Source organism: Agrobacterium sp. LAD9 (assembly GCF_003031125.1).
Lineage (GTDB): Bacteria > Pseudomonadota > Alphaproteobacteria > Rhizobiales > Rhizobiaceae > Agrobacterium > Agrobacterium radiobacter.
Genome location: NZ_PHGS01000025.1, coordinates 337151 through 362793, shown reverse-complemented (window position 1 = coordinate 362793; position 25643 = coordinate 337151). Strand labels below are relative to the sequence as shown.

The following is a 25643-nucleotide window of genomic DNA, read 5'->3' as shown; positions in this document are numbered from 1 at the left end:
TGTCCCGCAGGAACGGACGGCGCTTGCCCCTTAATTTTCTTTGAAATGACCATCTACGAACTCCTCCCAAAGCTCGAAGAAGAAGCTAGCGTCCGTTTTGAGGTACGTAAAGCAATTTTCGCTGGTGTTTTAGAATACACTCAAATTTGACCGTATGAACTGCAAGCCAGAAGGTCGTGAAAGTCCTGTCAGGATGCGGAGGAGCGCTGGAAACCCTTCATCAGACGGTGCACGGCTTCGGCGCCCTCCTTGGCCAGATCGAAACGCTTGCCGAACAGCAGCCAGTCGGAGCACATGCCTTTCAGTAGCCAGTAGAGCGCGTCGAGCGCAGAGTCCGCCGTCCAGTTGTCGTTGAATGCACCTTCCGCCTGCGCCCGCGCGAAAGCGCCCTCGAGCCGATCCTTGTGATACCGGTCCAGTTCCTCCTGCGCGTGCAGCACCGGGGCGAACTCATCCGAGTAATTGGTGCGCAGGCTGATGGTCATGATGCGCTGGCGTTGCTCATCTTTTGAAAGAAGCGTCAGCCACTTGCAGGCCGCTTCCTCGATCTTGGCCAGCAGAGCCAGCCCTTTGAGGTCGGGGTCGCCGAAATCGAGCAGATCCGATTCCGGCAGGGACACCGATTGATAGAGGCCGATAAAGAGATCGCTCTTGCTGGAAAAATGCCAGTAGATCGCTCCGCGCGTGACGCCGGCGGCAGCCGCCACCTCATCGAGAGAGCTGTTGGCAACACCCTTTTTGAAGAACACCCGCTCGGCAGCGGCAAGGATCGCCTGACGCGTCTCTTCTGCCTCGGCCTTGGTTCGGCGCATGCTCATATCTCCTTCCAATCGCGGCACGGCGCTTTCGCACCGTGCCTTCTTTGCAGTGCCGGGCTGTCAATCAGATGAACGCATTCACATGACTTTTGGCCCGGCCTTCACACCCGTTTTATTCCGCCGGCGATACGGCGTCAGCAGCAATCTCTTTCTCCTTCTTCCGATCCCCGAAAATCTTCATGACAAAGACGAAGAAGACGGGGACGAAGAAGATCGCGAGGATCGTCGCCGAGATCATGCCACCCAGAACGCCGGTGCCGATGGCATTCTGACTCGCCGCACTCGCACCGGAGGCGATCGCCATTGGCAGCACGCCGAGCGAGAAGGCAAGCGACGTCATCAGGATCGGCCGGAAGCGCAAGTGCGCCGCCTCCACCGTCGCATCATAGGTGGATTTTCCTTCCGCCCGCAAATCCTTGGCGAATTCGATGATCAGGATCGCGTTCTTTGCGGACAGGCCGATGATGGCGACGAGGCCCACCAGGAAGTAGACGTCGTTCGGCATGCCGCGCAGCATGACAGCCGCCACCGAGCCGATGACGCCAAGCGGCACCACCAGCATGACGGAGAGCGGAATGGACCAGCTTTCGTAAAGTGCTGCGAGCAGCAGGAAGACGAACAGAACGCTGAGCCCGATCAACGCCGGAGCCTGCGAACCGGACTGGATTTCCTGCAGCGACTGACCGGTCCATTCGAAACCGAAACCAGCAGGCAATTCGCTCGCCAGACGCTCCATTTCGGCAATGGCGTCACCGGAAGAATAACCCGGTGCGGACTGGCCACCGATACGGACAGCCGGATAGCCGTTATAACCGACCACTTGCGAGGGACCGCGCACCCATTCCACCGTGGCAAACGAACTCACCGGCACCATGCCGCCATTGGCATTGCGGACGTTGAGGTTCAAGAGATCCTCCGTCTTCATGCGCTGGCCCTGCTCCGCCTGCACCGTCACGCGCTGCATGCGGCCGGCATTGGGGAAGTCATTGACGTAGGACGAGCCCATATTGGCCGAGATGGTGGCGTTGATATCGCTGAAGGTGACGCCGAACGTATTGGCTTTCTCACGGTCGATGATCAGGTTGACCTGCGCCGCATCCGGCATGCCTTCAATGCGAAGGCCGGCAAGGATGGGGCTCTGACGGGCAGCGGCCATCAGTTGCGCACCGGCAGCGCTGAGAGCGGCCTGTCCCGCACCCGCGCGATCCTGCAGGCGGAAGGTGAAGCCGCTGGAATTGCCGAGGCCCTGGATTGGCGGCGGCGACAGCGCGAAGGACATGGCGTCCGGAAGACCCCACAGCTTGGCATTGACGCGCGCCGATATGGCGGCGGCGGAATCATTCGGTCCGCGTTCGCTCCAGTCCTTCAAGGTGGCGAAGGCCAGACCGGCATTCTGGCCGGAGCCGGAGAAGGAGAAACCCGAAACCGCAATCACACGATCCACCGCCGGCTCTTCCATGAAGATCTTTTCGATCTGCTGGATGGATTGCAGCGTACGATCACTGCTGGCTTCCGCCGGTGCCTGAATGTCAACAATCAGGTAGCCCTGATCTTCGTTCGGAAGGAACGAGCTCGGCAGTTGCATATACGCCCAGCCGAGGCCGACCAGCAACGCCGCATAGATGACCATGAAGCGGCCGGAGCGCTTGATGATGCTGCCGACTGACGAGGAATATTTGTGCGAGGCCTTGTCGAAGCCGCGGTTGAACCAGCCGAAGAAGCCTTTCTTCTCATGGTGCCCAGCCTTGATGGGCTTCAGGAACGACGCGCAGAGCGCCGGCGTGAGCGACAGGGCAAGGAAGCCGGAGAACAGAATTGACACCACCATGGTCAGGCTGAACTGCTGGTAGATGATGCCGACGGCGCCCGGGAAGAAGGCCATGGGCACGAACACGGCCGTCAGCACCAGCGTGATGCCGATGATCGCGCCGGAAATCTGGCCCATCGCTTTGCGGGTGGCCTCCTTGGGCGACAGATGCTCTTCCGCCATGATGCGCTCGACATTCTCAACGACGACGATCGCATCATCGACCAGAATGCCGATGGCGAGAACCATGGCGAACATGGTCAGAACGTTGATCGAGAAACCCGAGACATACATGATGGCGCAGGTGCCGAGCAGCGCCACGGGCACCACCAGTGTCGGAATGATCGTGTAGCGGATATTCTGCAGGAAGACGAACATCACCACGAAGACGAGGATGATCGCCTCCACCAGCGTGTTGATCACCTTTTGGATCGAGATTTTCACGAAGGGGCTGGTGTCATAGGGAACTTCATATTCCAGACCCGGCGGGAAATACCGCGACAGCTCCTCCATCGTGGCGCGAACGCCCTCGGAGGTCTGCAGCGCATTGCCGGTGGGCGAAAGCTGCACGCCAATGGCGGCGCTTGGCTTGCCGTTCAGGCGGCTCGAGAAGTTATAGCTTTCGCCGCCCACTTCCACGCGCGCGACGTCGCGCAGCCGGACGGATGAGCCGTCCGGATTGGCGCGCAGCACGATGGAGCCGAACTCTTCCGGCGAGGTGAGCTGACCCTGCACGTTGACGGTTGCGGAAATCTGCTGGCCGATAGGGTTTGGCGATGCGCCGATGCGGCCGGCGGCAACCTGCGAGTTCTGCGCCTGAATGGCGCCGATGACGTCGTTCGAGGTCAGGCTGAGGCCCAGCATCTTGTCCGGGTCCATCCAGATGCGCATGGAGCGCTGGGTGGCGAACAATTGCGCGCTGCCGACGCCGGGAACGCGGCGCAACTCACCCAGCACGTTGCGGCTGAGATAATCACCTAGACCGATGGCATCCGTGTTGCCGTCGACGGAGGTGAGCGCCACCATCATCAGGAACGACGTGCCTGCCTGCTCCACACGCAGACCCTGCTGCGTCACTGCCTGCGGAAGGCGGGGTTCGACGCGCGCAATGCGGTTTTGAACCTCCACCTGGGCTTCACCGATGTTGGAGCCCGGCGCAAAGGTGACGTTGATGGAAATGCGACCCGAGGATTCCGACGTCGATTCGAAGTAGATCAGCCCGGGAACGCCGTTCAGCTCTTCTTCGATGGGACGCGTGACGCTCTGGTAAATATCCTCCGGCGACGCGCCAGGATAGGTGGTCGAGACGGAGATCTGCGGCGGGGCGACATTCGGATATTGCGCAATCGGCAGCATGGGAATGGCAAGCAGGCCTGCCAGCATGATGAAGATGGCGACGACCCAGGCAAAAATGGGCCGATCGATGAAAAAACGTGCCATGAAATCGGTCCTTATTGCTTCGCAGCGGGAGCCGCGCTCTCACTGCCGGCGGCAGTGGCGACATCGGCCTCGTCAGACCATGGTTCCGGCTTCACCTTCGCGCCCGGAGCGGTCTTCTGGAAACCTTCGGCCACGACGCGGTCGCCATCCTTCAGGCCCTCGGAAATCACCCAGCGATCGCCGACGGAGCGGCCGACGCTGACGCGACGCTGCTCGACCGTGTCTTCGGCGTTAACGACAAGCACGCTGGCCTGACCGCCGGCATCGCGCTGAACCGCCTGCTGCGGCACGGCGAAGGCCGCTTTCTGGATACCCTGCTGAATCTGCACGCGGACATACATGCCCGGCAGCAGATCGCCGTTCGGGTTCGGGAATTCACCGCGCAGCGTCACCTGACCGGTGGTTTCATCCACCGCGGCTTCAGAAAACAGCAGGCGGCCCGGAACGGGGTAGCGGCTGCCGTCATCGAACAGCAGGTTGACTTCGGCTTCGTTCGGGCCGGTCATCAGCTTGCCATCCTGCAGGGCCTTGCGCAGCCGGATGAGATCGGCGGCCGGCTGGGTGAAGTCGGCATAGATCGGATCAAGCTGCTGGATCGTCGCCAGATTTTCCGAGCCGGTGGCGCTGACGAGTGCGCCTTCGGTAATACGTGCGCGACCAATCCGGCCGCCGATCGGGGCTTTGACATCGGCATATTGCAGATTGAGCTTCGCTTCCGCGACGCCGGCTTCGGCCACGGCTACCTCGGCATCGGCCTGCGCCAGCTGGGCGATGGCATTGTCGAATTCCTGCTGGGAACCAACATTGGACCGGCGCAGCTGCTGCTGCCTGTCGGCGGTCTGCCGCGCCTGAAGCTGCGCGGCCTGCGCCCGGCGCAACGTGCCTTCGGCGCTGTCGACACGCACCTGAAACGGCGCGGGATCGATCCGGTAGAGAACATCGCCTTCCTGCACCAGCGAGCCCTGTTCGAACACCCGCTCCACGATGATGCCGGAGACACGCGGACGCACTTCGGCAAGCCGCGTCGGCGCAATGCGTCCGGGCAATTCGTTGGTAATGGGAAGCTCTTCCTGCTTCACCGTCACGATCTTCACAGCACCGGGCGGCGGCGCGCCGGGCGCTGAGGCCTGCTCATCGCTACATCCGACCAAAACGATGCCCGTCAACAACACCGCCGCGATCTGCCTCAATCTCTTCGCCATACTGCGCTCCGAATCCATAAAAAAGGTCACATTTACATACATACTAAGACGTATGTAAAATTTCGGCAACGGAATTGTTGCAGCGCAAAAGCCGTCTCACGCGCTTGTGAAGGTGCGTGAGACGGTTTGGAAACGGGAATGGCGATTGCAGAAATCGGGAAGGAGGACCGCCCTTGCGGGAAGCGCCTGTGGCGGCAGTGAACCTGCGCGTGGCCATATCGCCAGAGCATCAAACGGAAATGGCGCAAACGGGACGGCAATGTGCCGTTTCCCGCCCGCTTAGAACAGACGCTTCAGCGAGGTGGCTTCCGGCGGACCGTTCTTCGTCGTGTCGCTATTATCGGCGGATCTGTTGCGCAGGGCCGCATAATAGGCGTTCTTCTGCTCGTACATATTCATATCGGCGCGGCGCACCAGCGATTCCATCGTCTCGCCGGCCTCGCTGGTCGCCACACCCAGCGACAGGCTGAGCGGCGCGCTGGAATAGAACTGGTTGTTGATCTTCAGCAACTCATAAACGGTTTCGACCATGGCGGCGGCAACCTGCTTGTCGGCGCCGGGAAGAAGGATGGCGAATTCGTCACCGCCGATGCGCGCGGCATGGTTCGGCGCGGTCACGACGCCGTTCAGCACCTCTCCCATGCGCCGCAACAAAGCGTCACCGGCATCGTGCCCCAGCTTGTCATTGGCGTCCTTCAGGCCATTGAGATCGATAACGATCGCAGAAACCGGCCTGAGCGCGCTGCGCTCCAGCCTGTTCAACTCATCCGAATAGAAGGCGCGGTTGTGCAGCTTGGTCAGCACATCGTGCTTGCCGAGATATTCGAGATAGGCTTCAGCCTTCTTGCGCGCGGTAATGTCCGTCAGCGCCACCTGCACCAGCGACCAGTCGTGCTCATGGCCCGGGAAAACGGAAAAATGCAGGAGAACGTGCCGCTCCGAACCGTCAAGCGCATAATTCACCACCTCGCGATGGTGGTTGAGATTGCCGTTCCAAAGCTCCATCAGCTGTTCGCGGAACGGCTTTTCCATCTCGCCGCGGAAAATATCGCCAAGCCGCTGCAACAGAACCTGCCGGTCCGGCGCGCAGAACAGGTCGAGCGTCGCGCGGTTGACGTCGATGACGCGAATTTCGCTCATGCATTGCCGCACGAATTCGGGATGAACATCCATGAACACGCGGAAATCGATGATGCCGCGCTCCCTGACCTCCTCGATCAATCGCCGCACCCGGCTGAAATCCTCCACCCACAGGGAAACGGGCGAATGTTTGAACATGCCTTCGGCATAACGGCGGTTGAGAAGTTCCTTGCGGCGGGCCTCCTCCCGCTCCGTCACATCCTCGGTGGTCAAAAGCAGCCGCCCGAGTGTTTCTTCGTGGCCGGGGATGACCGCACCGCGCAACTGAATATCCAGCCGCTTGCCGCCGATTGAATAATTGACCGCGTTGCTGGTGAATTCCGTCTTGCCCGCCCAGAGTTCGGAAAGCTCGTTCACATGGCTTTCCAGCATGTCGTCACGAAAAATCCGGTGCAGATTGTCAACGAGATGCGCCTGATCACGCGCCTCGAACAGCTCCAGCGTCCTGACGTTGACCTTGATCACACGGATTTTCTGGGAGCAGGCCGCAACCCTTGATAAATCTTCGAGAAGAAACGTCCTGATATCCTCGACGCCCTGCGACCGCCAGATATCGAACTGGCTTTTCACGTCGCTGAAATCTTCTATCCACATCGCCACGGGCGCAAGGTTGAAGATGTTGGTATCGATCGTCTCACTCATGCGGGCATTCTTCTTGAGGTAAATGCGGATGAAGGCCGAAAGGGTGCGGGGCGGCAATGGCCGCCCGCATCACCGGATTTATTAGAGATATTCGATTTAACGCAAGCATTTATCGCGCAAACCTTCGGATTGCGCGATAATTCCCGGGTTCTGTGACTATGATGCCCCTTACCAGAGCTTCACGTGCCGGTTCACATCCTTGTAGAGCAGGTAACGAAAGCGGCCCGGTCCACCCGCATAACAGGCCTGCGGGCAATAGGCGCGCAGCCACATGAAGTCACCCGCCTGCACTTCCACCCAATCCTCGTTCAGCCGGTAGACGGCCTTGCCTTCCAGCACATAAAGGCCATGTTCCATCACATGGGTTTCCATGAAGGGAATGGTCGCGCCCGGCTCGAAGGTGACGATGTTGAGGTGCATGTCGTAACGTACATCCTCCGGATCGATAAAGCGGGTCGTCGCCCATTTGCCGTCCGTGTCAGGCATGGGCGAGAGAGTGTTTTCATCTTCATGCGTGAAGATCACCGGCGGCGGCTCCAGACCCTCGACCGCCTGAAACGCCTTGCGGACCCAGTGGAACTTGACAGGCGCCTTGCCCGAATTGCGAAGCTGCCAGCGGGAGCCGGCAGGCAGGAAGGCAAAGGAACCCTCTCGCAGGCCATGCTGCACGCCTTCGAACTCCACGGTCATTTCGCCGTCAACGACGAAGATCGCCGCCTCGGCCCGTGCGTCCGGTTCCGGCCGGTCGCTGCCGCCGCCGGGCTGCACCTCAACGATATATTGCGCGAAAGTTTCGGAAAAACCCGTCATCGGCCGGGCGATGATCCAGGCCCGGGTGCCGGTCCAGTGCGGCAGCACACTTGTCACGATATCGGACATGACGGTTTTGGGGATGACCGCATAAGCGGTCTTGAACACCGCCTTGCTCGACAGAAGTTCCGTCTGTCCCGGCAGACCGCCCATATCCGAATAATATCTCTTCATTTCAGCCATTCCATCCTGCAACGCATTCGGCGCGGATTCTTAGGCCCGCGACGAGGTTTAAGCAAATAGTTATTGGCAAGCAGAGACTGGCCGAAGGATGTCACGCCTTCTTACGCATCGTTGCGTAAACGATATTGTGGTTCTCCCCGAAGAACACCTCCGCCTCGATGCTGGAAGGATCAGCGCTGGCATTGACGATCCGCCACATATCCGCCTTGGAGCGCAACAGCAGCGCCCAGTTCATGAAGGTCTCCATGTAACCGTCGACGACGATGTCTTCCGAGAAATTGGCGAAGAGGAACATGCCGCCGGGTTTCAGCATCTCCATGCAGCGCCGCGTGAGCTTGATCGCCACACGGTCGTTCAGATAATCGTAGAGACCGGCCGCATAGATTAGGTCGAAAGTGCCGAGTTCCTGCGTGCGCAGCACGATATCGCGCACGGAACCGTCGATCGCCTCGATGCAACTGCCGTTAAAATCCCGGGCGACGGAACCGACGCTCAAGGGATCCTGATCGAGCGCCACCCAGCGCTTGATCCCGCCCTCTTTCAACGCCATGGACGCATCCGCCTCGCGCAGATGGCCGGACGCGATGGTGAGGATTTCCGTCTCATTGCCGTGCCGGGCTGCGGCCTCGTCAACGAAGCGTGTCAGCAAATCGCGCCGCTCGCGCACGGCGACCGAGGAACTGGCATCCTTCGTATAATCGTAAAGGGCGGCACCTAGCGGCGTAGCCTTCTTCACCAGTTCGGCAACACTGTCGTGACCATAAATGAAATCGAGCAGCTGCGCATCGCCCGAATAACCCCGCGGCTTTTCGAAAGACCACCGCGTGAACGGGTCCTCCAGAAAATGGCTCGAAACGGGGTGATTCTGTACCAGCGGAATCAGTTCAGCCCACACGCTGGAGTGGAGATTTTCCCGCAGGCCATGAAGTGCGCCCGCCGTTCTATGTATTATCTCACGTGCCGAAACACGATTGTCGAATTGCTGTTGTGCCAATTCGAGAATGAGCGCCACCTCTGCTTTCGCAACTGCGAACTGCTCATCGAATGTTTCCGTCCTGCGTGCAAAAATCTCTTTTGCGACAGTATCCGGGGTAATCAGACTTGCCCCGTCAAGATTTTTCTTCTTTACCCGCACCACTTCAGCCTCCAGTATTAACACATTGTTAACTATACGTTTCTGGGAGACGGAAGGCCACTCGCTTTCGATTTTTGTGCGGTGTAGGGATACATTAGTAGATTAGCGTATTTTTTTGGTCACACTCGTGAGTACGGGAGAAAGCAGATACGCGATTTAGTGAAACTTAATGTTGCGAACGTATGATGCGTTCTTCCTTTCCATGGTCTCCGCCCACATCGGCAGAGATCGACGGGAACCCGCACTGGGTGCGACAGCACACGGAAAAGTGGAATAAGCAGTTACTTAATAAAGTATACGCAACACTATGGGAAAGTGCATGAAGCACACATTGGGAGAGGTGAGTGGACAGCAAGACTATCGGCGGCCGGACTCCCGGTTTTCTGATGAACTTCTTGCCCTTTACCAGCAGGAAGGTGAGCGCAGCCGCCGTGGTTCAATCCGACGGGGCCTGTGGACCGCTGTTTTCATCTATCTGCTGTTTGCCGCAACCGACATCATTCTGATACCCGATGTCGCATCTTACACCATTCTCGCACGCTTCGCCGTCGTCATCTCATCGCTGCTGACGCTGGAAATTCAGCTGCGCAATGGCGCCAGCACTGCGGCGCTTGATCTTACCTGCGCTACCGCTCTCGTCATGGGCTATATCGGCTGGCTGTTACCTTCGCTACTGACCGATAATACCGAAAACATGTCCTACTACATGGTTTTCGGGGCGATCTTCATGATGGGCGCCAATCTGTTTTTCACCTTCCGCTTCCACCTGTCGCTGGTGTCTTCAGGCATTATTCTCGTTACCTATTTTCTGGCGGCAACGCAGTTTCCCGAAGATAGCTTCTACAAGTTCGCCTTCGGCACCTTCTACATATCCTGCTTCGTCTTCACCTCTTACGTGAACTGGAACCTGAACCGGGAACGCTACCACGTCTTTGTGAACGGGCTGGAGGCAAAGGCCCAACAGAAGGCCGCGGACGAACGTGGCCAGGCGCTGCTGCGCCTTTCCAATACCGACTCACTGACCGGCCTGCAGAACCGCCGCGCCATTGATCATCATCTGCGCCTTCTGTGGGACAATTGGATCAGGAAGGAAGAGGGCTTTGCCGTTTTTCTGATCGACGTCGACTTCTTCAAGAAATACAACGACCGTTACGGCCATCAGGAAGGCGACAAATGCCTGATGACTGTTGGCACCGCCCTGCAGGATGCCATCACCGAACACGGCGCCTCAATCGGCCGCTATGGCGGTGAGGAATTCATCGTGCTGGCGCCGTTCAAGTCCAAGCAGCAGGTTGGCGAACTTGCCGAGACGATCCGCCACACCGTTGAAAACCTGTCGCTCGCCCATGACCAGCGCCGGGACGGTACCTTCATCGTCACTGTCAGCATCGGTGCGTCCTTCACCCGCCCCAATCCGGACGGCAAGCTGGAAAAGATCATCAATGAAGCCGACCGCGCGCTCTATATTGCCAAGGGCAACGGTCGCAACTGCATGAAGCTGTTCGATCCCGATGATCCGCAGACCAGCGACGAGACGGAGAACATTGCCGCGCTGCTGAAAATCGCCATTGCGGAAAACCTCGTTTCCCTCGTCTACCAGCCGATTCTCAACGTCTCGACCAATGAGACCGCAGGGGTCGAAGCGCTGATGCGGCTTCGCCTGCTGGACGGGAACCCTGTTGCACCCGGTATTTTTATTCCGATTGCCGAGCGCACCGGCACGATCATGGAACTGGGCCTGTGGACCATCAAGACCGTCTGCAAACAGATACTGGCCGATGACAAGGTGGCTGTCGTCAGCGTCAACGTCTCGCCGATGCAATTGAAAAATCCGGGTTTTGCCACCTCGGTCGCGGCCATTCTCGTGGAGGCAGGCATTGCCGGCAACAGGCTCGCCTTCGAAATCACCGAAGGCGTCGACATGGAAATGCATTCGGATGTGCTGCGGTGTCTGAACGACCTGAAGACGCTCGGCATCAATATCTGGCTGGATGATTTCGGAACGGGTTTTGCCGGCCTTTCGTGGCTGCGCATGACGGATTTCGATACCGTCAAGATCGACCGCTCCTTCCTGCATGACAGCAAGACCCCGCGTGGCCGGGCAATGCTGCAGGACATGATCCGCCTCATCCGCAACCGCGGCCACAGGATCCTGATCGAAGGCGTGGAGACCGAGGAACAGCTAAGACTGGTGCGGCAGATGGAGATCGATTACGCACAGGGTTATTATATCGGTCGCCCCGTCGTCGCCGAAAGGCTGTGCCCGGCCGCCGCCGCCTATCCGCACCCGAACATGCTGCTGCGCCCCGCCTGACCCCTGGGCTGAAGGCGGAAAGCCGCAGGCAGATTTAATGATAGGCGGGCGGGCTAACCGAGAATCTTGCCGCGAGCTCCGAGAACGCCTCCCGCGTGACGGGATCGACAGGAGCCCCTTCCCTCTCCCGTTTTGCGGCCACCGCCCACTCCCGGTCACCCGGCGCCATGACCTTGCAGTCTTCCCGCACGGGAGATTCCCTCAGGACCTCGAGATAACGTTTCATGCCCTCATCGAACGCCTCCCGCTCCAGGAAGGCTTCCGGCTTCAGCGCCAGAACGAAGGCCCCAAGCCCGCGCGGCGTGGCAAAATCCGGCCCGCCCATGGGAGCGATATCGAAGCTGAGTTTCATGCCTGTCAGCACAGCGCTGAAAATCTCCACCATTCCCGCAAGTGCCGCACCCTTGAACCCGAACTCGCCGCCGACCGGGGCAAGCATTTCAACGGCATGCGGATCGCGCGTATCGACGCCGTCTCCATCAGAGGCAACGCCTTGCGGCAGCTGCTGGCCGAGGCTCCGGTAAAGCAGAACGCGATTATAGGGCACCGCGCTGGTGGCCATGTCCAGCAGCCAGGGCATGTCATCCGCTGCCGGCACGCCTACGGCGATAGGGTTGGTGCCGTGGAAGCGCATGGCGCCATCATGCAGGCGCACGAAACTGTCCGAATTGCAGAAGGCGAGGCCGATATAACCCCGCCGCGCCGCTTCCAGCGCATAAGCACCGGCCGGGCCGAAATGTGAGGAATTCCTGATCGCCACCGCGCCGATGCCGAATTTTTCCGCAAGCGCCATGGCGCTGTCCATGGCCGCATAGGTGGCGCGGGCGCCATGGGCGTGGTCGGCGTCGATCGTTTCCACTGCGCCGAAGCCGGAAACACGGGCGATCTGCGGCCGCCGATTGAGACGCCCGCCTTCAAGCGCGGTGATATAATGGGCAAGCAGGCGAACACCATGGCTGTCCACACCGAGCCTCGTGCCATGCATCATGGCGCGCGTCGCCGCATCGGCCGTTTCGTCGTCGGTGCCAGCGGCAAGGAAAACGGCGCGGCAAAACCGCTCCAGCTCATCCAGCCTCGCCAGGACGGTGGCTTTTTCATTGCTGTGCGCCATGAGGGAATCCTCCCAATTCCAGAATCCATGCCGCACAAGCTATTCACGGGGCGCGTTTTTGCAATCGAATATCGCACGCCCGAAGGCTCAATCAGTCCTCCGCCCCCATGGCATCATAGGAAGAGCGTTCGCCGGCGATGATCGCGCGTTTGCCGACATGGTTGGCAGGCCCGACAATGCCTTCCTGCTCCATGCGCTCGACGAGCGAAGCGGCGCGGTTATAGCCCACGGACAGGCGGCGCTGGATATAGGATGTGGAGCACTTCTTGTCGCGCATCACCACCTTGACGGCCTTTTCATAGAGATCATCGCTGTCGTCCTCACCCATGGCGGACTTGTCGAAAACAGCGGTTTCCTCTTCCACCTCTTCGTCGGTCTCGTCGGCGTCTTCGGTAACGGTGCCGAGATATTCCGGACGTCCCTGCGTCTTCAGATGCGCGACCACCTTTTCCACTTCCTCGTCCGAAACGAAGGGGCCGTGGACACGCGCGATGCGGCCGCCGCCCATCATGTGCAGCATATCGCCCTGGCCGAGCAGATGCTCCGCGCCCTGTTCGCCAAGGATGGTGCGGCTGTCGATCTTCGACGTCACCTGGAAAGAGATGCGGGTCGGGAAGTTCGCCTTGATCGTGCCGGTGATGACATCAACCGACGGACGCTGTGTGGCCATGATGAGATGGATGCCGGCGGCGCGCGCCATCTGCGCCAGGCGCTGGATCGCACCTTCGATTTCCTTGCCCGCGACCATCATCAGGTCGGCCATCTCGTCGACGATGACGACAATATAAGGCATGGCCGTGAGGTCCATTTCCTCCTGCTCGTAGACCGCCTCGCCGGTGGCGCGGTCAAAGCCGGTCTGCACGTTGCAGAACACGGTCTCGCCCTTGGCGCGGGCAGCGGCGGCCCTTGCATTATAACCGTCGATATTGCGCACGCCGAGACGCGACATCTTGCGATAACGATCTTCCATTTCGCGCACGGCCCATTTCAGTGCCATGACTGCTTTTTTCGGATCGGTGACGACAGGGGTCAGAAGATGCGGGATGCCGTCATAGACCGAAAGCTCGAGCATCTTGGGATCGACCATGATCAGGCGGCACTCTTCCGGCTTCAGACGATAGAGCAGCGACAGGATCATGGTGTTGATGGCAACCGACTTGCCCGAGCCGGTGGTGCCGGCGACCAGAAGGTGCGGCATCTTCGCCAGCTCGGCGATGACAGGTTCGCCGCCGATGGTCTTGCCGAGGCAAAGCGCGAGCTTCTGGCGGGTCTCGGCGTAATCCGTCGCTTCGATCAGTTCGCGCAGATAAACCGTCTCACGCACGGGGTTCGGCAGTTCGATGCCGATGACATTGCGGCCGGGCACGACGGCGACACGCGCCGAAAGCGCCGACATAGAGCGGGCAATATCATCCGAGAGGCCGATGACGCGCGAGGACTTGACGCCAGGGGCGGGTTCGAACTCATACAGCGTGACGACCGGGCCGGGGCGGACATCGATGATCTCGCCCTTGATGCCGAAATCCTCCAGCACGCTTTCGAGAAGCCCGGCGCTCTGCTCCAGCGCTTCCGGCGTCATGGTCGTGGTCTGCTGGACGCGGGCTTCCTGCAGAAGATCGATGGAGGGGTATTCATATTCGCCGTCCGCAAAGACCGGCGCTTCCCGGAACATCGGCTGCGAGGCCTGGATGGGCGCGCGCGGCGTGAAGCGCGGCTCGGCCGCAATTTTCTCCACCGGCTGAACCTGCTCCACAGGTCTCTGCGTCTCGACCACCATCGGCGCCTCCACGACGGGCTGCGGCGCGATCTCCTGTTCAACGACCTGAATGGGGGCCGGGATGGCGGAATGATGCACACCGATTTCGCGGTAAAGCCTGATCGCGGAACCGCCGGGCACGGTGACAACAGGAGGCTCGGACGAAAGTACGATCGCAGCGGCGGCGGGCGATGCAAAGGCGACCGGCGCGACGACAGCAGATGCCGTGACCGAATTTGCAAGAACGGCACGCGCGGACGCAGAGACGCCCTCGCCGACACTGCCCGGCAGATCAAGCGTCATCACTTCCCAGAACAGCTCATCCGGCAGATGGGCGGCGAAAGCCGGAATGACGGCCTGCGGTGCGGTGGCCTGAACTGCACCGACAGCGGGCTCGACGGATTGCGGCTGAACCGGCGAGAATATCTGCTGCGCAGGCGCTTCTGCGGCTACGGAGATCTCCGTCTGAACCGGCATCCGGGCAGCGGCAGCCGCCTCTTCCGCCTGCTTGCGGGCAAGCTCCAGCCGCAATTTATAGGTCAGCGCCCTGGCACCCCGGGCATCCGGCGGCTGCGGCAGAAATGGCATGCGCGGCGGCATCATGCGCTGCTCCGCCGGCTTTACGTCCGGTTGGGAGACAGGAGCAACCTCCTGCTGCACAACCTGTTGCTGCTCCACCGCTTCCGGCTCCACTACTTCAGGCGGAGCCACAACCGGGACTTCCTCTTCCGGAATATTGGGTGTCTCGACCGGCATACGCCGGTTAAAGGCGCTCTCCGGCGTGCGGGTGAAACGCACATTCGGACCGAGAACAAAAGCATTCTGCCAGCCCGGCATTTCGGCACGGCCTTCTATGGCGTCGGCTGCGCTGACATCGGCATTCGGTCGGGGTGTCGCCCCCTTCATCGCCGCCGTCTGCTGACCGGCAACCGACTGGCCGCCGGCATGACGAGCCTTCTCGCTCCCCTCCCCTACGCTATTGGACGAATTCTGGAATCTGGATCGGGAGAAGCTCATGGCAGCGTGCACACTCATCATAAACGTACATATTTCGGTCTCCCTGAAATAAAAAATAAAGGTTAATTACCCCTTTCCAAACGAGGTCACCGAGGCAGATTTTCACTCCGTGCACAGGCGGTGCACCGCACACGTGACTGAGGGCGCGGCATTCCAACCATCTAATTTTATTGCGTTATATCAAATTTTCAGGGCGTCACCGAAGGCAAGAAGGTAAGGTGAGAAAAGCGCATTATCGCCGGAAAGCATATTGTTTCCGCAAAGGCCCGCGCAACGTAAAATCATTGCTGTAAAGCCCGCGAATTAACGTGGACACTGCCGAGGTTGCAGTCTTAAGATCGGCCGGCCGCGGACCAAGCGGAAAGGCCCGCCCAGCCCTCATTTCCGGAGTGAATCATGTCGCCTGTCCACCTGTCCCGCCGCTCGCTTCTCAAGACCTCGCTTCTTCTTGCCGCAACCACGGGGCTTGCGGGCATCGCCGCTGCACAGCAGGCGACGCCCGGCGGAAGGCTGATCGTCGCGGCCGATTCGGAGCCGAAAAACCTCAATCCGGCGATCGTCGCCTCAAACGGCGTGTTTTATATTGCCAGCAAGATCATCGAGCCATTGGCCGAGGCCTCCTTTAACGGCAAGGACGGCCTGGAACCGCGCCTCGCAACCGAATGGGCGGGATCGGATGACGGGTTAAGCGCCACCTTCAAGCTGCGCGAGGGCGTGACCTGGCACGATGGCAAACCCTTTACCTCCGCAGACGTGGCCTTTTCGGCGCTCTCCGTCTGGAAACCGTTGCAGAATCTCGGACGGCTGGTCTTTGCCAATCTCGAGAAGGTGGACACGCCGGATGACCACACGGCGATCTTCCGCTTCTCCAAGCCAACGCCGTTCCAGCTCATTCGCAACGCGCTGCCGGTCGTTACCAGCGTCGTGCCGAAACATCTTTATGAGGGCACCGATATCGCCACCAACCCGGCCAATACCAAGCCGGTCGGCACCGGGCCTTTCGTTTTTGCGGAATACAAGCCCGGCGAATATTATCGCCTGACCCGCAATCCCAATTATTGGGGCAAGAACCAGCCGCAGCTCGATGAGATCATCTATCGCGTTCTGCCAGACCGGGCGGGCGCCGCGTCTGCGCTCGAAGCAGAGGAAATCCAGCTCGCCGCCTTTTCCGCCGTGCCGCTGGCAGATCTCGACCGTATCTCGAAGGTGGCAGGCATCAAGGTCATAGCCGATGGTTACGAGGCGCTGACCTATCAGCTGGTGGTCGAAATCAACCATCGCCGCAAGGAACTCGCCGATCTCAAGGTCAGACAGGCCATCGCCCACGCCATCGACAAAAAATTCGTCATCGACAAGGTCTTCCTCGGTTACGCCACGGCGTCCACAGGCCCGGTGCCGAAAAACGCGCCGGAATTTTATACCGACGATGTCGAGACCTATGATTTCGATGTGGCCAAGGCCAATGCCCTGCTGGACGAGGCGGGTTATGCGCGCGGCGCGAGCGGAACACGTTTCTCACTGAAACTTCTTCCGGCACCCTATTTCAATGAAACCAGACAGTTCGGTTCCTATCTTCGTCAGGCGCTACAGGAAGTCGGCATTGATGCCGAGCTGGTCAATAATGATTCAGCCGCCCACCAGAAGGCCGTCTACACCGATCATGCCTTCGATCTCGCCATCGCGCCGCCGGTCTTCCGCGGTGATCCGGCGATTTCCACCACCATTCTCGTGCGTTCCGGCATTCCGGCGGGCGTCGGTTTCTCCAACCAGGGCGGTTACGAGAACAAGACGCTGGACGAACTGATCGACAAGGCGGCGGTAACGGTGGACACGGCGGCACGCACGGCGCTTTACAAGGATTTCCAGAAGCAGGTCACCGCCGATCTGCCGCTGATCAACGTCGCCGAATGGGGTTTCATCACGGTGGCACGCGATACGGTCAAACATGTCGCCAGCAATCCCCGCTGGGCCGTTTCCAACTGGGCGGATACGACCGTCGACACCTGAGGTCTCGCCGTGAAGCGTGCAACGACATTGCTGAAGCGAAGGGCAGTCAGCGCCATTCCGGTGTTGCTGATTGTTCTCGTCTTCACCTTCGTGTTGCTTGAAAATGCGTCCGGAGACGCTGTGGATGCCTATCTCGTCTCCATCGGCGGCGGCGATGCCGGGCTGCGGGATGTGCTTCGCGAACAATATGGGTTGAACGGTTCCGTGCTGGCCCGTTTCTGGCTCTATGCCAGTTCGGTCCTGCGGTTCGATCTCGGCTGGTCGCTTGCCTTCGACCGGCCTGTGCTGGGGCTGATCCTCGAGCGGCTGCCGAACACGCTTCTCCTGATGGGTAGCGCCACCACACTCGCCTTCATCCTCGGCACCGCGCTTGGCATCGTGGCGGGGGCGCGTCCCGGCGGGCTGGCGGACCGCGTGCTTTCAACGCTTTCGCTGGCGCTTTACGCCACCCCCGGCTTCTGGCTTGGCCTCGTGCTGGCCATCGTCTTCGCCGTTCAACTCAAATGGCTTCCCACCTCAGGCATAGAAACCATCGCCTCGGGCAAGCAGGGATTTGCAAGGGCTCTCGACATCGGCCGTCATCTCGTGTTGCCGGTGGCCAGTCTCGGCCTCATCTACCTGGCTCTTTTCCTGCGCGTCACGCGCACCGCCATGGCGGCGGTCTGGCCGCTGGATTTCGTGCTTTTTGCTCAATCCAAGGGGCTTTCCAAACGGCGGATCTTGCTGCGCCATGTCGCGCGCAATGCCGCTCTTCCGCTTGTCACCGTGCTTGGCCTGCAGGCCGCAACCATGCTGGGCGGCAGCGTGGTGATCGAAAGCGTCTTTGCCATTCCCGGTTTTGGCCGGCTGGCGCAGGAAGCCGTCAGCGGCCGCGACACGCCGCTTTTGATGGGGATTATTCTGACCAGCGCCGTCTTCGTCATCCTCGTCAATCTCGCCGTCGATATTCTCTATGCCGTTCTCGATCCGCGCATCGGCAGCGGGGAGCGACAGGCATGAGTTTCGCTCTCCGGCTGCTGCGCAGTTTCGAAGGTGCCACGGGCACCATCATTCTGGTGCTGCTTGCCATGACGGCGCTCGTCGCACCCGTCGTTTTTCCGGGCGACCCGCTGGCCATCGTCGGCGAGCCGCTGATCGCACCCTTTACCGATGCCGCCCTGCCTCTCGGCACCGACCGGCTGGGCCGCAACGTGCTGGCAGAACTTGCCCATGGCGCGCAGGCCTCCCTGCTCGTCGGCATCGGCGCCGCCGCCGCCGCATTGGTTATCGGCACCGTCATCGGCACCATTGCCGGATTTGCCGGCGGCCTCGTGGATGAAGCTTTGATGCGCGTCACCGACGCCTTTCAGATCGTGCCGAATTTCCTGCTCGCACTCGCCTTCGTCAGCACCATCGGCCCCTCCATGCCCATTGTCATTCTCGCCATTGCGCTCGGCGCATGGGCTGATCCGGCGCGGCTGATGCGGGCGCAGGTCTTGAGCATCCGCGAGCGCGATTATGTTCAATCCGCCCGCGCCATCGGCATGCATCCGCTGGAAATCGCGTTCAGGCAGATCCTGCCCAACGCGCTGCCGCCGGTTCTGGCGCTCGCCGCCATCATCGTCGCGGCAGCCATCCTAACCGAGGCGGCACTGTCCTTCCTCGGGCTCGGCGATCCCAATATCGTCACCTGGGGTTCGATGATTGCCGAAGGACGTAACGTCCTGCGCTCAGCTGCGTTTTTGTCCGTCATCCCCGGTATCGGCCTTCTGGTCACGGTTCTCGGTGTTTATCTTCTCGCAGAAGGCATCAACAGGGCGATGGCGACAAGGAGGCAAGCGCCATGAGCGGCAATGCGCTGTGCCGGATCGACGATCTCAGCGTTTGTTATGCGACAGGCGATGCGCCTGCCTTGCAGAATGTTTCGCTGACCATCCGGCAGGGGCAGAGGCTGGCGATCATCGGCGAAAGCGGGTCGGGAAAATCCACGCTCGGCAGAGCCATTGCCGGGCTTCTCCCCGGCAATGCGCGCGTTTCCGGTGATATTTCCTGGAGCCGCGATAGCGGCCTGTTTCACGGCAGGCCGCTGCCGGGGCGCGATATCGGCACGATCTTTCAGGATACCGGCGCGACGCTAAACCCGGTTCTCACCATCGGCGAACAGGTGGCGGAAGGGGCCGTGCGGCATCTCGGCCTGTCATGGAGGCAAGCGCGCGATCTTGCCCGTGGCCTTCTGGAGCGGGTGCGGCTGCCGCATCCCTCCCATCTGCTCGCCACTTATCCGCACCAGCTTTCCGGCGGCCAGAGGCAACGCGTGGCGATTGCTGCCGCGATTGCAGCCAGTCCTTCGATCCTGATTGCCGACGAGGCCACGAGCGCGCTCGATACCGTCAGCCAAGCCGCCATCGCCACGCTGCTGGACGATCTGGTGCGGCAGGAAAACAAAACGCTGGTCTTCATCACCCATGATATCGGCCTAGCTTCCAGCCTTGCCGACGAGATCGCGGTTTTGCGCGCGGGGCTACTGGTAGAACACGGTTCGACACGGCGGGTGCTCTCCGCACCCGCCCATGACTACACACGCGGGCTGCTTGCCGATTATCTCGATCTTTCCACCCCGCCGCTCATCAGCGAGGCCGCGTCATGAACGAGGCCTTTCTGAGCGTCGACGGACTGTCGAAGACCTATCGCACCGGCGCAAGAACGGTGGCAGCGCTTTCCGATATCTCCTTTTCGCTTCAAACCGGCGAGACGCTGGGACTTGCCGGTCCCTCCGGCTGCGGAAAATCGACGCTGGCGCGCATTCTGATGCGGCTGATCCCGGCCGACGAGGGCACGATGCATTTCAAAGGCCGCGACTGGCTGGCGCTTGACGGCGGGAAGCTTCGCGCCGCCCGCCAGCACATGCAGATGGTGTTTCAGGATACGCACGGCGCATTCAATCCGCGCGCGAGCGTCGAAGATGCCGTTGGCGAACCGTTGCGCATTCATCGCATGGTCGCAAGACGCGAGCGTGCAGCAGAAATACACCGTCTCCTCGACCGCGTGGGCCTGCCCGCCAGCTATGCCAGCCGATCGGTCTTCGAGCTTTCCGGCGGCCAAAGGCAGCGCGTCGCGATCGCGCGGGCCATTGCACTCAAGCCGTCGCTTCTCATTCTGGATGAAGCCGTCTCTGCGCTGGATGTTTCAGTTCGCAGGCAAATCCTCGAACTACTGGTGGAAATACAGCGGGAGACGGCCGTTTCCTGTATTTTCGTCTCCCACGACCTCGCAGTCATCCGCGCCGTCTGCCACCGCGTCGCCATCATGGAAGCAGGACGGATCGTTGAAATCGGCAGGACGGGAAATATCGTCTCGGCGCCGCAATCCTCGACCGCAAGAACACTGATCGACGCCGCACCGCGACTGACCATTACCACGTAAGGAAAAGACATGCCCGTTCCCGATTATGCATTGCTGCTCGACCCACCCGCTTTTCCTGCGGAGCGTTATGCCGTTCTTGCCGACCGGCTGGCAGCCTTGATGGGCACGAGGAACGACGTCCTTCTCATACAGGCAGAAGCCGTGCTGGCGCTCGAGGCAGCAGCGACAAGCCTTGCACGACCAGGCCTGCGGGCGCTCAACATCGTTACCAGCCCCTATGGCGCGTGGTTCGGCGGTTGGCTGGAAAGGGGTGGCGCGACGGTGCGCAACCTGACGGCCAGCCCGGCAAAGCCGGTCACACTGGAGGAGGTGGAGCAGGCGCTGGACGAAGGGCCGGATTTCGATCTTCTCGCCATCGTCCACGCGGAATCGGCAAGCGGCATTCTCAACCCCCTGCCCGCCATCGCCACGCTCGCTCGGCAAAGGGGCATCGTAACCCTTGTCGATGCCGTCGCGTCCATCGGCGGACATGCCTTCGAGGTTGACCGGCTGGGCATCGATATCGCCGTCATCGGCCCGCAAAAGGCGCTGGCCGGGCCGACCGGGGTTTCCGCGATTTCCGTCAGCGAAAAAGCGTGGGAGCTTCTTTCGCACGAGAATGCGTCCGACAACTCCATGCTCTCGCTTATGGACCAGAAGAAACTCTGGCTCGATGCCGGCCGCGGAGCGCTGCCCGGAACGCCCGCTCCGCTGGAATTCTATGCCCTGGAGGCCGCACTTGACCGGATAGAGGCGGAAGGTCTGGCATCTGCCAATGAACGCCACGAGAGGGCTGCTGCGGCCACACGAAACGGCATCAGGGCGCTTGGTATTCCAACCTGGGTGAAGGAGGCGCACGCCTCCGCCCTCGTTTCCACGGCAATCCTGCCGGATACCGTCGAAGCCAAGGCATTCCTCGCCGCTGCATCCCAAAAGCATGGCGCGGATATTTCCGCCGGAGTGGGCCCCGGTGCGGAACGGCTGATAAGGCTCAACCACACCGGTCGACGGGCGCATCCGGAGGCGGTGAAAGCCAATATCGTGGCCTTCTCCAGTGCCTTGAAAAGCCTCGGCCATGCCGCAGATACCGATTCCGCGCTGGAAGCGAGCGAAAAAGCCTATTCTGACGCCGATCCGAACCGCGTTTGAAGGTGGCGATAAACATTCATTGCGCAAAATCCGGCAGCAGTGAAACGTCAGTCACGACATTGTTGTTAAAAATGGTAGACAAATTCCTCGGTCAATCTTGACGAAATCATGGCAACGCGCGAAACTTAACACACCGTTAACTCGCGTGAAGAAGGGAACTGGCCATGGTAGCAGGGTTCAACATGCTCTCCTTTGACCTGTTTGGCATCGGCCGAAGGATGCCCGTCGTCAATGAGCGGGTGGAGACCGAGTTTCAGGACAAAACGCCGCGCAGACCGGACGACGAGTCGCATGACGACGACCGCGATCAGGAATATGAACTGTTCTTCTGGTCGCTTTATCCGGTGATCTAGGAGGTTTCGGTAGCCTGCCGGGCATGAAACTTGCCAAGGGCCGCCGGTTCATTCAATGATTGGAGCATGCGCCGGTCCGGAAATGATAAAAACTCTGCAAACAGAGACTTGAAACTGCTGCGCCGTCTTCTGCGCGCCAGGGATCATATGGATGCCGCACCCCATGAGGCGTGGCCTGTTTCACGACTTGCCAGTGTCAGCGGCGCCTCGCAGGCCCATTTCGCAAGATCGTTTCGCGATGCCTTTGGCATACCCCCTCACCGCTATCTACTGACCCGCCGGGTGGAGCGCGCCGTGGCGCTTTTGCGTGACACCGATCTTCCTATCATCGAAATCGCGTTGCAGACCGGCTGGAACAGCATCGGCACATTTGGCCGTGTTTTCCGCGATGTGACCGGGGAAAACCCGAGTGAATTGCGGCAACGGATGCGGCTTTCGCCTGCCGATCTCGAGCAGGTTCCCCATTGCTTCGTCAGCGCCGCAAGTCGCCCTCATCTCACAATCGCAGTTTCGGAGAAGCGCCGACGAACGAAAAGCGCTAGGCACGACGAGCGAAAGGGAGATATCTCATGAAAAATGGTGTTCAAGTTGTCGGGCTTTACGTTCATGATCAGGACGAAGCGCTGCAATTCTACGTCGAAAAACTTGGATTTCGTGTGCACACCGACGCGCGCAACGGCGATTATCGCTGGTTGACCGTGCAGCACCCGGACCAACAGGATTTCCAGCTGGGCCTGTTTCGGCCACAGGCTCCGACCGTTGACGAGGCGACGGCGCAAGATCTGAACGAAGCCGTGGCCAAAGGCGCGATGCCGCCGCTGGTTCTGGTGGTCGAGGATTGCCAGAAAGCCTTTGACGTGATGCACAAACGCGGCGTCGAATTCACCCAGGAACCGATCGCCCGCTACGGCTCGGTGGATGCGAGCTTCCGCGATCCTTCCGGCAATGGCTGGAAGCTCGTTCAGGCCCGCTGAAGCGCCCATGTGTCACATTCCATCATGGATGCTTTTTCTTGGGGGCGACTTTGATCTTGCGAAACTGGATAAGGCAGAGCCATCGGTGGCTGGGCATTCTGCTGACCATCACCATTCTGGCGAACTTCATCTCGATGGCTTTCGGTCCGACGCCACCGGTGATCGTCTATGCTCCGCTGTTGCCGCTGACTTTCAGCGGGCTGTACATGTTCTTCCTGCCGTATCTGGGAAAGTCGGCAGCCCCATCGGGGAAGTAGGCAGATAAGCAACGAAACTATAATGCTCTTCGGCCGCCCACAAAGTTTACGCGGTTGCGGAGCACGGTATTTAAAATGCTTCAGCCCCGGGTTTTACCCCGGGGCTAATTAAAAAGCGGTCGGCCGAAACGGCCTTGCCTTAGTGGTTGTCGCGCGGCAGGCCCTTGGTCTGGGCGATGCGCTGATACTTCACGGCCGGTTCCAGAACCGCACCGGTTTCCATCTGGCTGACGATGCCGCGCTGGATTTCCTGCCATGGCGTCTGATGGTCAGGGAACTTGTAACCACCCTCGGCGGAAAGCGCTTCGTAACGCTTGGCCAGTTCCTCACCTGATATCAGGATATCGGCCTTGCCGCGACCCACATCGATGCGAACGCGGTCACCCGTCTGCAGGATGGCGAGACCGCCACCGGCCGCAGCTTCCGGGGAAGCGTTGAGGATGGACGGGCTGCCCGATGTGCCGGACTGGCGGCCGTCACCGATGCAGGGCAGCGAATTGACGCCTTCCTTCAAGAGATAATCCGGCGCGCGCATGTTCACCACTTCCGCTGCACCCGGATAACCGATCGGGCCTGCACCGCGCATGAAGAGGACGGTGTTGGCGTCAATGCCGAGCGACGGATCGTCGATGCGGTGGTGGTAATCTTCCGGACCATCGAACACTACGGCGCGGCCTTCGAAGGCCTCCGGATCGTTCGGGTTGGAGAGGTAACGGTTGCGGAATTCTTCCGAAATCACGCTCGTCTTCATGATGGCGGAGGAGAACAGGTTGCCGCGCAGAACGCGGAAACCGGCGCGCTCCTTGAGCGGCTGGTCATAAGGACGAATAACCTTTTCGTCCTCGATGATGGCACCACGGCAGTTGTCGCCAATGGTCTTGCCATTGACGGTCATCGCGTCTTCCTTGATGAGCCCCTGGGTCATCAGCTGGTTGACGACCGCCGGAACGCCGCCGGCATGGTAATAGTCCTCACCGAGATATTCACCGGCCGGCTGCAGGTTGACGAGCAACGGCACGTCTTCGCCATAGGTCTGCCAGTCATCGACGGTCAGTTCGACGCCGACATGGCGCGCAAGGCCGTTCAGATGGATCGGCGCGTTGGTGGAGCCGCCAATGGCCGAGTTGACGCGGATGGCGTTGATGAAAGCATCCTTGGTCATGATGTCTGATGGTTTCAGGTCTTCCTTGACCATTTCGACGATACGCAGGCCGGTCAGGTAGGAGACTTCCTGACGGTCGCGGTAAGGCGCCGGAATGGCGGCCGAACCCGGAAGCTGCATGCCGAGCGCTTCGGCAAGCGAGTTCATGGTCGTCGCCGTGCCCATGGTGTTGCAATAACCGGTGGAAGGTGCGGACGAAGCAACAAGCTTGACGAAGCCCTGATAGTCAATCTCGCCCTTTGCCAGCAGTTCGCGCGCCTTCCAGACGATGGTGCCGGAACCGGTGCGCTCGCCACGGAACCAGCCGTTCAGCATGGGGCCGACGGAAAGGGCAATCGCGGGAATGTTGACGGTGGCCGCCGCCATAAGACAGGCAGGCGTGGTCTTGTCGCAGCCGATGGTCAGAACAACGCCGTCAAGCGGATAGCCATAAAGCACTTCCACGAGGCCGAGATATGCGAGGTTACGGTCGAGACCGGCGGTCGGACGCTTGCCGGTTTCCTGGATCGGATGCACCGGGAATTCGATGGCGATGCCACCCGCTTCACGGATGCCTTCGCGCAGACGGTTAGCAAGTTCCAGATGGTGGCGATTGCAGGGAGAAAGGTCCGAGCCGGTCTGCGCAATGCCGATGATCGGGCGGTCAGACTGAAGTTCAGCCTGGCTCAGGCCGAAATTCATGTAACGCTCGAGATAAAGCGCCGTCATATCCGCATTGGCGGGGTTGTCGAACCACGCGCGCGAACGAAGCTTGCCTTGGGTTGCGGGCAGATTGTCGGATTTGGTCATGATGCGGTCTCCAGCCGGAAGTGGCCAACGGTAAAATATTACGAAATGCGACAAGCTTATGTTGTGCGCAAGGAAAATGGAATCAGCTTTCGGAGATCACGCATAACCGACAGTGAGAGCCCAGACGAGTAGGCTTGGGCTGCTCTGCGGCTTTAACCGAATATTTTTCGGCATTTACGGCCATCGCAGGATTGCG

General features: G+C 60.2%; 20 protein-coding genes. 11 read left to right on the top strand and 9 right to left on the bottom strand.

All coding sequences use genetic code 11. The features are described 5' to 3' along the window. Positions 1 to 188 precede the first annotated feature (188 nt). The 6 genes from DA915_RS23100 to DA915_RS23075 all read right to left on the bottom strand — a co-directional run bounded on the left by DA915_RS23100 (position 189) and on the right by DA915_RS23075 (position 9180). Complete coding sequence (locus tag DA915_RS23100; RefSeq protein WP_031234023.1) at positions 189 to 812, bottom strand: TetR family transcriptional regulator; 624 nt, start codon at positions 810 to 812, stop codon at positions 189 to 191. A 118-nt stretch (positions 813 to 930) separates the two neighbouring features. Next, positions 931 to 4065: an efflux RND transporter permease subunit gene (locus tag DA915_RS23095; protein ID WP_107677425.1), complete on the bottom strand. Its 3135-nt coding sequence runs from the start codon at positions 4063 to 4065 to the stop codon at positions 931 to 933. A gap of 11 nt (positions 4066 to 4076) precedes the next feature. Beyond that, positions 4077 to 5267, bottom strand: coding sequence for an efflux RND transporter periplasmic adaptor subunit (locus DA915_RS23090; RefSeq protein WP_003506580.1), 1191 nt, complete (start codon positions 5265 to 5267; stop codon positions 4077 to 4079). Between the two features lie 279 nt (positions 5268 to 5546). Then, positions 5547 to 7049 (bottom strand): sensor domain-containing diguanylate cyclase, encoded by a 1503-nt coding sequence (locus DA915_RS23085; RefSeq protein WP_107677539.1) that lies wholly within the window; start codon positions 7047 to 7049, stop codon positions 5547 to 5549. A 168-nt stretch (positions 7050 to 7217) separates the two neighbouring features. Continuing rightward, positions 7218 to 8042, bottom strand: coding sequence for a bifunctional allantoicase/(S)-ureidoglycine aminohydrolase (locus DA915_RS23080; protein WP_035213010.1), 825 nt, complete (start codon positions 8040 to 8042; stop codon positions 7218 to 7220). A 91-nt stretch (positions 8043 to 8133) separates the two neighbouring features. Continuing rightward, positions 8134 to 9180, bottom strand: coding sequence for a class I SAM-dependent methyltransferase (locus DA915_RS23075; RefSeq protein WP_161974198.1), 1047 nt, complete (start codon positions 9178 to 9180; stop codon positions 8134 to 8136). 316 nt (positions 9181 to 9496) lie between these two features. Here DA915_RS23075 and DA915_RS23070 point away from each other — a divergent pair, with 316 nt between their 5' ends. Beyond that, positions 9497 to 11491 carry a bifunctional diguanylate cyclase/phosphodiesterase gene (locus DA915_RS23070; protein ID WP_107677424.1) on the top strand — a complete coding sequence of 665 codons (1995 nt, stop codon included), beginning with the start codon at positions 9497 to 9499 and terminating at the stop codon, positions 11489 to 11491. A 34-nt stretch (positions 11492 to 11525) separates the two neighbouring features. Here DA915_RS23070 and DA915_RS23065 read toward each other — a convergent pair whose 3' ends face one another. Together DA915_RS23065 and DA915_RS23060 are read right to left on the bottom strand one after the other, a co-directional pair. After that, a complete protein-coding gene (locus DA915_RS23065) occupies positions 11526 to 12602 on the bottom strand; it encodes an Ldh family oxidoreductase (protein WP_060724698.1) in 1077 nt (358 codons plus the stop codon). Between the two features lie 91 nt (positions 12603 to 12693). After that, complete coding sequence (locus DA915_RS23060; RefSeq protein ID WP_107677423.1) at positions 12694 to 15396, bottom strand: DNA translocase FtsK; 2703 nt, start codon at positions 15394 to 15396, stop codon at positions 12694 to 12696. 375 nt (positions 15397 to 15771) lie between these two features. On the opposite strand from DA915_RS23060, the gene DA915_RS23055 reads away from it, so the two are divergent. The 10 genes from DA915_RS23055 (at position 15772) to DA915_RS23010 (ending at position 23496) form a co-directional block, all read left to right on the top strand. Further along, entirely contained in the window at positions 15772 to 17382 is a 1611-nt protein-coding gene (locus DA915_RS23055; RefSeq protein ID WP_060726856.1) for an ABC transporter substrate-binding protein, read from the top strand. Positions 17383 to 17391: 9 nt separating this feature from the next. Next, positions 17392 to 18381, top strand: a complete 990-nt coding sequence (locus tag DA915_RS23050) for an ABC transporter permease (RefSeq protein WP_107677422.1) — start codon at positions 17392 to 17394, stop codon at positions 18379 to 18381. After that, a complete protein-coding gene (locus DA915_RS23045) occupies positions 18378 to 19208 on the top strand; it encodes an ABC transporter permease (protein ID WP_099087125.1) in 831 nt (276 codons plus the stop codon). The genes DA915_RS23050 and DA915_RS23045 overlap by 4 nt, the downstream gene beginning before the upstream one ends. Next, on the top strand, positions 19205 to 20008 hold the full coding sequence (locus DA915_RS23040; RefSeq protein WP_107677421.1) for an ABC transporter ATP-binding protein: 804 nt from the start codon (positions 19205 to 19207) through the stop codon (positions 20006 to 20008). Before DA915_RS23045 ends, DA915_RS23040 begins: the two co-directional genes overlap by 4 nt. Further along, positions 20005 to 20784, top strand: coding sequence for an ABC transporter ATP-binding protein (locus tag DA915_RS23035; protein ID WP_107677420.1), 780 nt, complete (start codon positions 20005 to 20007; stop codon positions 20782 to 20784). Before DA915_RS23040 ends, DA915_RS23035 begins: the two co-directional genes overlap by 4 nt. Positions 20785 to 20793: 9 nt before the next feature. After that, positions 20794 to 21912, top strand: coding sequence for an alanine--glyoxylate aminotransferase family protein (locus DA915_RS23030; RefSeq protein WP_107677419.1), 1119 nt, complete (start codon positions 20794 to 20796; stop codon positions 21910 to 21912). Between the two features lie 164 nt (positions 21913 to 22076). After that, positions 22077 to 22265 (top strand): hypothetical protein, encoded by a 189-nt coding sequence (locus tag DA915_RS29020; RefSeq protein ID WP_003506556.1) that lies wholly within the window; start codon positions 22077 to 22079, stop codon positions 22263 to 22265. A gap of 66 nt (positions 22266 to 22331) precedes the next feature. After that, positions 22332 to 22838: a helix-turn-helix domain-containing protein gene (locus DA915_RS23020; RefSeq protein WP_107677418.1), complete on the top strand. Its 507-nt coding sequence runs from the start codon at positions 22332 to 22334 to the stop codon at positions 22836 to 22838. After that, positions 22835 to 23239 carry a VOC family protein gene (locus tag DA915_RS23015; protein ID WP_107677417.1) on the top strand — a complete coding sequence of 135 codons (405 nt, stop codon included), beginning with the start codon at positions 22835 to 22837 and terminating at the stop codon, positions 23237 to 23239. Before DA915_RS23020 ends, DA915_RS23015 begins: the two co-directional genes overlap by 4 nt. A 38-nt stretch (positions 23240 to 23277) precedes the next feature. Then, on the top strand, positions 23278 to 23496 hold the full coding sequence (locus tag DA915_RS23010) for a hypothetical protein (RefSeq protein ID WP_107677416.1): 219 nt from the start codon (positions 23278 to 23280) through the stop codon (positions 23494 to 23496). Positions 23497 to 23635: 139 nt separating this feature from the next. On the opposite strand, the gene DA915_RS23005 is transcribed toward DA915_RS23010, so the two are convergent. After that, on the bottom strand, positions 23636 to 25447 hold the full coding sequence (locus DA915_RS23005; protein ID WP_003506552.1) for an IlvD/Edd family dehydratase: 1812 nt from the start codon (positions 25445 to 25447) through the stop codon (positions 23636 to 23638). Positions 25448 to 25643 lie beyond the last annotated feature (196 nt).